This is a genomic window from Accumulibacter sp. (genome assembly GCF_031732815.1).
GTDB lineage: Bacteria > Pseudomonadota > Gammaproteobacteria > Burkholderiales > Rhodocyclaceae > Accumulibacter.
Map to the genome: position 1 here is coordinate 2,946 of NZ_JAVMKF010000312.1, position 9,350 is coordinate 12,295.

General features: G+C 67.5%; 7 protein-coding genes and 1 pseudogene. 4 read left to right on the top strand and 4 right to left on the bottom strand.

Annotation, left to right across the window (positions count from 1 at the left end; all coding sequences use genetic code 11):
* Positions 1 to 470, top strand: a 470-nt coding sequence (locus tag RKP46_RS18840; RefSeq protein WP_311108044.1) for a sterol desaturase family protein, incomplete at its 5' end; no start/stop codon positions are given.
* On the top strand, positions 463 to 1,002 hold the full coding sequence (locus tag RKP46_RS18845; RefSeq protein WP_311108045.1) for an HD domain-containing protein: 540 nt from the start codon (positions 463 to 465) through the stop codon (positions 1,000 to 1,002). The genes RKP46_RS18840 and RKP46_RS18845, both read left to right, overlap by 8 nt.
* On the opposite strand, the gene RKP46_RS18850 is transcribed toward RKP46_RS18845, so the two are convergent.
* Entirely contained in the window at positions 999 to 4,016 is a 3,018-nt protein-coding gene (locus tag RKP46_RS18850) for a caspase family protein (protein WP_311108046.1), read from the bottom strand. The two genes, RKP46_RS18845 and RKP46_RS18850, sit on opposite strands and share 4 nt — an antisense overlap.
* A 34-nt stretch (positions 4,017 to 4,050) precedes the next feature.
* Positions 4,051 to 5,250 (bottom strand): OmpA family protein, encoded by a 1,200-nt coding sequence (locus RKP46_RS18855; protein WP_311108047.1) that lies wholly within the window; start codon positions 5,248 to 5,250, stop codon positions 4,051 to 4,053.
* A 261-nt stretch (positions 5,251 to 5,511) separates the two neighbouring features.
* On the opposite strand from RKP46_RS18855, the gene RKP46_RS18860 reads away from it, so the two are divergent.
* Together RKP46_RS18860 and RKP46_RS18865 are read left to right on the top strand one after the other, a co-directional pair.
* Entirely contained in the window at positions 5,512 to 7,290 is a 1,779-nt protein-coding gene (locus RKP46_RS18860) for an alpha/beta hydrolase (RefSeq protein ID WP_311108048.1), read from the top strand.
* Between the two features lie 74 nt (positions 7,291 to 7,364).
* Positions 7,365 to 7,505, top strand: a complete 141-nt coding sequence (locus RKP46_RS18865; protein ID WP_300329912.1) for a hypothetical protein — start codon at positions 7,365 to 7,367, stop codon at positions 7,503 to 7,505.
* A gap of 396 nt (positions 7,506 to 7,901) precedes the next feature.
* Here the strand turns inward: RKP46_RS18865 and RKP46_RS18870 are convergent, their stop codons facing one another.
* Together RKP46_RS18870 and RKP46_RS20280 are read right to left on the bottom strand one after the other, a co-directional pair.
* Complete coding sequence (locus RKP46_RS18870; protein WP_311108049.1) at positions 7,902 to 8,774, bottom strand: PEP-CTERM sorting domain-containing protein; 873 nt, start codon at positions 8,772 to 8,774, stop codon at positions 7,902 to 7,904.
* Between the two features lie 294 nt (positions 8,775 to 9,068).
* Positions 9,069 to 9,350, bottom strand: a pseudogene (locus RKP46_RS20280) (IS5/IS1182 family transposase); the annotation flags it as partial.

The window sequence follows — 9,350 nt, forward strand, 5'->3', positions numbered from 1 at the left end:
TCGTCGCCTTGCTCGTCGGCGTTCCGCCGGGCCAGTTCGTCGGCCTGCTGATGGTCGTGCGGACGATCGAAAACCTCTCGCACCTGAACGCCCGGCTGTCTTTCGGGCGCTTCGGTGAGCACGTCCTGGTCAGCCCGCGCTACCATCGCTGGCACCATGCGCTCGCTCTGCCAGCCGAGCGCAGGTTTCGCTACGGATGCAACTTCGCGGTTCTCTTCCCGATCTGGGATCGCATCTTCGGCACGCAGTACATGGCGCGCGCGCTGCCGCCAACCGGCATCGAGGAAGGCCCGGCGGCGCTGACGCACGCCGATAGCGGCTATTGGCGGCAGCAATGGGAAGGAATCCGCGGCCTGGTGGCGGCGCTCCGCCCACAGCGAGTCGCTCTCGCCAGCGAGCCGGCAAGCATCAGCGCCGAGCGTCCGGCGAAGGCCGAGCGCAGCGAGCAGACCGAGGGCAGCCATGCTTGAGGAAGCGCGCGCCTTCGCTCTTGCCGCACACGGCGACCAGCGCTACGGATCGCGTCCCTACGTCGTCCATCTCGACGCGGTCGCCGAGCTGCTCGCGCCGTACGGAAATGAAGCGCAAGTCATCGCCTACCTGCACGACGTCGTCGAGGATACCGCGGTAACCGAGGGCGAGGTACGCGCTCGCTTCGGCGCGCCGATTGCCGACTGCGTCGCGCTGTTGACCGATGCGCCGGGAGCAACGCGTGCCGAGCGCAAGGCGGCCACCTACAGCCGGCTGGCCCGCGTCAACGGAGAGGGGGAACTGGCGCTGCTGGTCAAGGTCGCCGACCGGCTGGCCAACGTGCGCGCCTGCCAGCGCGACGACGGACAGCACGCACGTCGCCTGCGCGAGGTCTATCGCGACGAATACCCGGCTTTCCGTCAGGCGGCGTATCGCCCCGGCCTGTGCGAGCCTTTCTGGGCCGAACTCGACCGCCTGCTCGCCGGCGCCGGGTCGACGCCGGACGCGCCGGCGAGCCGCGCGCCGGCCTAGCGCTGGCCGAGCACGAGCGGAAAATCGGGCACGCCGCTGGGAACGATCGTCACCGGCGACTGGGCGCCTTCGGTCAGCGCCTTGACGCGCTCGGAAACGTAGAGGTCGAGCATCTTGTGCGTCACCCGACCCGAACGGTTGTAGTCGGCCTTGCCGCGCAGACCCTCGAGGATCGCCTTGGTGAAAGCGCCGTTGCCCCATTCGGGCGATTCCTGCGCGTACTGGCGTCCGGTCGCCGCGGCAAAGACGATGACCCCGTTGTCGGCACTCGACAGCTCGTTGATCACCGCGGTCGTGTCGAGACGCAAGGAGCGCAGGCCGGTGCCGAGCACGTTGCCCGAATGACAGGTATCGATGAAAAACATCGCCTTGCCGGGCAGCGCGACGAGCGTATTGCGGATCTCGGTGAAAATCACCGCCGAGCGTTTCAAGTGCTTGACGTTGACGTCCTGCGGCAGGAAGTAGTACGTGCCGTCGGCATCGTTCACCCCGTGCCCGGCGATAAAGACCATCGCCACGTCGCGCGCGGTCAGTTCGCGGCGTATCCATTCGAGGCCGTCGAGTACGTCGTCGCGCTTGGCACCGGCGTCGGTGAGCAGGCGGACAGCGACTTTGCGATACAGCCCGCCCTCCTGCGCCTTGAAGAAATTTGCCAGATCGGTCGAATCCTTGGCGGCGAATTCGAGCTGGATCGACGGGTCCTGGTACTTGCTGATGCCGACTGCCAGAACATAAAGCGCCGGCCGCAGATCAACGCCGGGAGCCGCCGGCAAGGTGCCAGCGGCGGCCGCTGAATCGGCGGCCGCCGCGGCCGGCTCGGCCGGCGGCCGTTTGACGATCAGCATCGCCTCCGGTGAAACCCCGTAACGGTTCTCGGCGAAAAGCTTGATCTGCGCGTCGATCCCGGGCAGCGGCAAAGCGACTTCGTACACCGTCTCGTCCGCCTGCTCCGAGCGCGTCGCGGGCAGCGCTGCGATCTGCGGCAGAGCGACCAGTTGGCCATTCACGCGCGCCCGCAAGCGCTTCACCGGCGCCTCGGCCGACGAGCGCACAGCGAGCTTGACCTTCACTTCGCTGCTGCGCTGCGTGCTCAGCGCGTCGGGCGAAACGATGCGCAGCGCCGGCGGCAGACGTTGCCGGATCGCCTGCCCGGCGTTCGCCGGCGCCGCCGGCACCAGCGGCGCCATTGCCGGCGGCGCTGCGCTCTTGCCGAACATCTCGCCGATCAGCTCAGGCCGATAGTAGTCGGCGCGGAAGCGCGACACCGGGTAGAAATCGGCCGCCTGCGCCGGCCCGTGCCCGACCTGCCAACCGACCAGATCCTCGCCGCCCGGACTGGCGGCGAAATTCCCCGCCGCCGTCCACGCCACCCAGCGCCGGCCGTCAGCGTGCTGGAAAAGCCCCAGTTGCTCGCTGCCGTCTTCCTGCCGGTACCAGCGCAGGCTGCCGTCGCTGAAACCGACGACCAGCCAGCGGCCGTCGTCGCTCGTATTGATCTGCCAGGGCGTCGCTGGCACCGGCGTCTTCCAGCGCTCGTTGCCGTTGCGGTCGAAGGAACGCAGATACTGGCTGGTCGCCAGCGCCACGCGATTGCCGTCGCGCGAGACGCTGGCCGAAAGCGACCACTCGTTGGCCGCCAGCGTCGGCGCCTTGCCGTTGATCAGCGGCCGCTGGCGCTCGAACCAGTCGTCCACCGTCGTTCGCCCGGCCGCGTGGCGGGGCGCCGACCACTCCTTGCCCGAACGGCCCCAGGCGAGTTGCCGCAGGTCGAACGCGTCGTCGCCCGCCGACGAACGCTCGCGCAGGCTGATCGCGCTGCCGTCCGGCGCCAGGCGAAAGCGGCTGCGCTGGTGGCGAAAGTCGAGCAAGCCGGCGCTGCTGACAAACGCCATGCGCTCGTCGGCACCCAGCGCTCCCCACGCCGGATCGGCGGCGGCAAAGAGCAACCGGCCGTCGGCCAGCGCGTGCAGTGCGGTGATCGTATTGCGCGCCAGCGGAATCAGGCGCGCCGTCCCGTCGCCGCGCGCGGGCCAGAGGCAAGCGACGAAGCGTCCGCGCTCGTCGGTCCAACTTCCCGCCGCGAAGACGTGCCGGCCGTCCGCCGCCCAGGCGACGACGCTCAGACTCCGTCCCGGCCGCTCGCTTGGTGGCGACAGGACGCGTCGCAGCTTCAGCGTGCGCGCCTCGAGCAGGTCAATGCTCCCCTGATCGGCGGTGCCGACGGCAATCGTCGCTCCGTCGGGCGAAAACGCCAGGCCAAAGGGAACGCCGGCGCCGGAGAGCGCAGCGCTGGCCAGCCGGCGCAGTCCCTGACTGGTCGCCTCGTAAGCGCGGACGTAGCCATCGGCGCTGCTGACGACGAGCGTCTTGCCGTCGGGCGCCCAGGCGGTCGCGTTGACCTCGCCGGCAAGCTGCGCGTCGCCCGCCAGTTCGCGCGCGCCGGTCCACGCATCGGCCGCCTGAAAGACGCGCACGCCGTTGCGCCCGGCGAGGCCGACCGCGAGCATCCGGCCATCCGGCGAAAACGACAGATGCGTGACGACCTCGGGCAAGCCGGGCAAGCGGTGCACGATGCGCCCGTCGTTGCGCCGGACCAGATACACCTCGTTGCCGGCCGACCAACCGCCGGTGGCAAACAGCGAAGCGTCCGGCAGCATGGCGACGGCGTACAGCTTGCCGTCGTTGCCAGGACCCGACGGCGGGCGGAAAACCGAAAGCAGCGCACCCGTCGCCGCGTCCCAGATACGCGCCGTCTTGTCCTCGGCAGCGGTAACCACATGCACACCGCTGCGGTCGGCGACCAGCGAGCGGATCGGCGCCAGGTGGGTACCGATCTCGATGCGCAGACTCGGCGCGCCAGTACCCTCCTTCGCCCCCGCTCCGGCTTCCTGATCCGCCTTTGCTGGCACGCTGCTCCCGACCAGCAGCGCGAGCAGCACGAAGCCGGCCGCCAGCGCGCGCGCGCGCGCCCAGACCGACGCCCGCGCGCCGGGCCCGCATGCCAGGACCTGCATCACGCGCACCCCGCGGTGTCAGCCCCCCGCACGATCAGCACGAGACCTTCTTGAATTCGATGCGCTGATCGAGCGCATCTGATTCGTTCGCCTTGCCGGTGCCGACGATCGCCCGCTGCGAACCGTAGCCACGCGCCGATGTGCGCTTGGCGAGCGACGGACTGATCGCGACCAGCTTCTGACGCACGAATTCGGCGCGCTGCAAGGAGAGCCGGTCGTCGATCTGCTCCGACGGCCCGCGCCGGGTATGTCCGGCGACCTCCAGACAGGCGTCCTGGCGCGCCGACTGGCGAGCGATCTCGCCCAGCCACTGCGCGTACGGCTGCTGCTCCTGGGTGAACGCCGTCGCGCCCGGTTTGAAGTCGAAGCGGACGGCCAGGCGATCGGTCGCCAGCCCCATCTCGACCAGCCGGCCAAAAGCCTGCAGCGCCGGCTGCCTGCGCCCGAGCTTCTGGTTGTTCAGGTAGATGCCGGCGTGCACGCGCGCCTGCTTGCCGGCCGGATTGGTCAGCACCGACTGGTAGATCGCCAGCGAATCCTTGTAGCGCTTTGCCTGGTAAGCACGCAGCGCCTCGTTGATCGTCGCCGCCGCCAGCACGCTGTCGACGTACGCGGGATTGATCGGGTCGCCCGCTTTCGTCCCCTGGCACGTCCGGATGTAACCGTCGACCGCGCTGTCCTTCGACCAGACCGGCAGTTCGCGGAAGAAGGCGAGCGGCGTCGGATCGAAACCCTCGGGCAGCGAGCGCGCCAGCCCCTTGCTGATGATCTTGCCCGTCTTCAGGTCGGCGAGCGCGAAGCAGATGCGGTAGGCGTCGCGCTCGCCGTCCGCCTTACCCTGCAGATTGATCGGCGTGAATGTGCCGACCATCAGCAAGGGCAGGCCCGACACCGCCTCGCTGGTGAACGGCTTGACCTCGATCTGCTGATAATTCTCCCGGATCACCTGTACGACCGACTGCTCCATCGCCGCCGTCGCCTCGCTCTGCACGCCGCTGTTCCCGTCGACCAGCGGATCGACGACTACGCTGTACTTCTGGTCGCGCGCCAGATTGGCGTTCGCCAGCAGATCCTGTGCCGCCTTGCGCACCGCCTGCTCGTAAGGCAGCGCGACGATCGGCGCCGGCGCCGGCGCTGCGGCGGATTTCGGCTTTTCCTCGGTGGTGCTGCAGCCAGCGACCGCAATGACAATGGCCAGACCAACGCTGGCCAGAAGACTCGACTTGCTCGACATTGGACGACTCCCCCCTGTTGATTGTTCGGTATGCCGCCGGCCTTCCGCCCGCCGGTGGCGGTTAGACACGGCGCTCGCCGTCGCGTTCGCGCGCGGCGCGGTCAAGGTGCTTTCGCCAGTTCCGGCAAAGACGGCTTCGCCGATACCGGCCAACGCGGCTCAGACGGCCGGCTTGACACGCGCATACGTCCGCGCGACAGTGCGCGGGTGGTCTGCCGTTTCGCAGGTAAACGCCAGCATTCGTGTTGACAGGAGGGCAACATGACTCAGATACCCGCTTGCTTGCACCCGCCGACGCGGCGCGCCGGCCGACCAAACTTCGCCCGCCTCCCAGCCGGCGTGCGCTGTGGCCTGCTGGCGCTACTCCTCGGCGGTCTGCTCGGTTGCGCCGGCGGACCGGTGAGCGAGCCGAAGCACCTGCGCTTCGCCGAACAGGTCCTGGGCACGGCGGAAGAAGAACTCGCCTGGAACTTCCATGCCTTGCTCGAGTACAAAAGCACCGACAACGACCTGCCGGCCGCGCCTGCGGATACCCGGCCGACGCCGGGCGGCGCAACGCCGGACGGCGGGCAGCGCGCGAGGCGCCCGCCCGACTTCTGCCGGCTGGCCCCCCGACAGCCCGGAGAGATCGCGGTACGCGGCCTGGGTCTGCACTTCCCGGGCTATCTGCTCGGCGTCGAGAAGACTTCGCGCCAGACGCTCGGCCTGCTCGGCGGGCCTTTTGGCGCCTGCTCCGACAGCGACAGCGAAGACATCTTCCGGCAGGCGTTTCTGCGTCTTCCGCTGCGCAACGGCGGCGGCTTCGACGATCCCACCTGCCTGCTCAAACGCCGCCTGGACGATCGCCGGCGGATGTTCCTCTCGCACGTCGTTGCCTTCCGCGCGCTGAACGCCAACGCCACGACGCGCATTGGCGGCGCCGTCCTCTACGATGCCTATGCGCGCAACGACCTGCTGTGTACGATCCAGCAGGCAGCCGCCACCGGGCAGCCGCCGGCATGGGAGAAGGGCGTCTTCTTTGCCGGTCGCGCGCAGGGGCTCGCCGAACTCGAAAACGCATTGCGCGCCGACCTGCTCAGCGCGCAGCAGAGCGGCAAGCCGTACTCGCACGTTTTCGTTTACGTGATGGGCTGGAACACGGGCGAAGCGGCGTCGATCGAAAATTTCAATGCCTTGTTCGGCTACCTGCTCGACGCCGCTGCGGTCGACGCAAGCGCCGGCAGCCACTTCCGCCCGCTCTTCATCGGCCTTACCTGGCCCTCCACCTGGTCGTTCGGAACCAGCGCCTGGGACCAGTTCGTCCGCGGGGTCAGCTTCTGGAACAAGAAGAACGACGCCGACGAACTCGGCACGACCTGGGCAAACTATCTGGTCAACGAGGTGCTGACCCGAATCAAGCAAGAGCACGAGCGGCTGCGCGTCGTACTCGTCGGGCACAGCTTCGGCGCGCGCGCCGTCTCGCGCGCCTTGTACAGTTGCCCCTGGCTGGCCACGCCGGGCGACTGCCAGAACACCGTCGACCTCGTCGTCGGGCTGCAGTCGGCCTTCGGCCGCAGCCGCTTCCGGCATGGGCTTTCTCCCGCCTGGCAGGAAGCGATCGCCGTTCACCCCATGCATCACGAAGGCATCCCCTACACCGACTACTCGCAGTTTGCCGCGTATCGCGCCAAACAGGCGTACCTGTGGTCGCGTTACGACAGCGCCACCTCGCTGTCGGCGATGATCGGCGGCAACAACGAAGTCGAACGTACGCGCGCGCCGGGCAATCAGGACCTCTTCCAGCATCTCGACGACCCGGCAGCCGGCGACGACCGCAGCCCGCTTCCCCCGTCGAGCGAAGTCATTTCACGCGTTCGTCAGCTCGCGGCGCACGACCGGCGAGTCCTGCTGATCGACGGCGCCGGATTTGTGCGCTACGACACGCCGTATCACGGTGGCGACGCGCACAGCGACATCTACACGCGCGAAACCGGCCAGATCACCTGGGAACTGGTCAAGAAATATGCGCCGAGCGCTCCGCCCTCGAGCCGGGCAAAGTGAACCCTCGTCGCCACCGCCAGCGGTCAGCCCCGACCGGCCCGGCCAGCGCCCTCCCCCAGTCAGGAAAGTAGCGCATGAAACGTCTTCTGCTCGCCGCAGCCGCGGCCCTGGTCCTTTCCTTCACCCTTTTCAGCCTGCGCCACCAGACCAGCCTGAGCGACGCCTACACGCAGTATCGCGCGAGCCCGCCGCGCCCACCGAGCGCGCCGCAATGAGCGTCGCCCGCAGCGCTTCGGCCTGCGTCTGGTCGTTTGCCGCTGGTGCCTGTATTTTGTCGAGCGACTTCCGTTCGGGGGCACGGCGGGCGGAAAAGGCCGCTGCTCCCGAGGCGTCGGCTTCTGCGCCGGATACGCCCTGGCGGCTATCGCAGGAGAATTCGAGCCACATGCCGAGATACATCTGCACGCTGCGATAGCGCGTACGCCGCCTCATCGCGCAATCGACCTGTACGGGGCGGGCCAGATGCCGAACGTCATGTCGACCATCGGCATCATTGCCGGTCGCGCTGACTCAAGCTGCTGGAATGCTGCTTGAAGAGCCGAAAAACCGAAAAATTCTGCGGCGCCAAACTGGCGAGCTGGGATCTTCCCGGGTGGACCGCCCGCCTTGCCCTAGCCGCGACGCCCCTTCGCACGGCTGAAGCTGAGCAGGCCAAGACCCGCCGCCAACAGCGACCACGCGGCCGGTTCGGGGGCGTCACGACCACCGATGATCAGATTGTCGAAGCCGACGCTGCTATCCGGTGTGTCCAGACGCAGCACGGCGATGTTGAAATCCGGTCTCGAACGCGGTTCCCATTGACTGGACGGCGCTCGTCCGAACCAGTAGTCGAAAGCGCCGTCCATCCGTCCGACGGGAACGTGCTGATCCGGCAACGAGGCGACCAGATTGGCCGTGAGCACATCGCGACCGCTCAACACGTCCATATGGCTGACGCCACCGACGCCGTTGGCGTAATCGATCATCGTCAAAGAGAGAAAGGAAATCGGCGATTCGAACTGGATCGCAAAATACCTGGGCACAGCGGCGCCACCCGGCGTATCGCTGGTCAGGAAGTAGTGGTCGGCAACGCAGTTGCGCGGCGCATTAAGAACCCCCGCCACGTTGCCGTAGGTTCCGTGCGGATGTGACAGGCCGTACTGCGAGCTATAGGGATCGATCCGACCAATGCGGCTGCGCCATTCGATTTGCGCCAGGTCGGCGCCGAAGCCGAAACGCACGCGGTTGTTGCCAATGGCAACCCAGTCGTCGAGCAGCGAATTGTCAGAGAAACCCTGCTCGAAGTCCTGAACGCCCCTCGTCAGTCCCGTCGCGAGCACCAGCGCCGCAAGAATGCCCACGGAATCGTACTCGGCGGCGATGTTCTCATCCTCCCGCTCGGGATTGGGGTTGTAGCTCACATCCACCCAGGCGGCCTGCACCGTCGAAAACCAGGCCGAGGAGGCCAGAACACACGCAGCAAACACGGCGTGCAGTTTATTCATCGGAGTCTCTCCAGGAAGATTGGTTGCCGTCCAGGCGACATCAGCTCGGCGGACAAAGCGCGAACGCCGAAAACCATCGGCAAGGGAAATGATAAACCTCATCTGGAACAGACGGCTAGCATTATTTCTCAATCCGTGTACCGCTGGCGCAGCGCATGCGTTTACCCAGTTGCTCGAATCCTTGCTCGCAAGGCGCGCCAACCCGCCCACCGACGCGCTGGCACGCAGCGGAGTGACAGAATGGCTTGACGGGCACTGCCACCACCTGCCGCTATGTCGTCGACAGCCTGCTGGTTCGTTCGCAGCACCTACCTGCGTCGCTCGTTTTCTTGCCGATTCGCCCGCCGATTCGCCACCCACCAGCGCTTTCAGCGCCTGCCGCGTTCGCGAGCGGCTTCCAGGCAGCTTTCGAGCGTCTCTTTGCGCCGGAACGAGCCGGCTCCGGCATTGGCCCGCACCCGCATGCCGTCTTGCGCCACTCTTTTGAGCTTGACCGCTCCCGCAGACATCAGACTGGCGACGTTCTCGCTCAGCAATTCGTCCAGCGCTTCGCCTTCCTGGCTGCGAAAGTCGGCC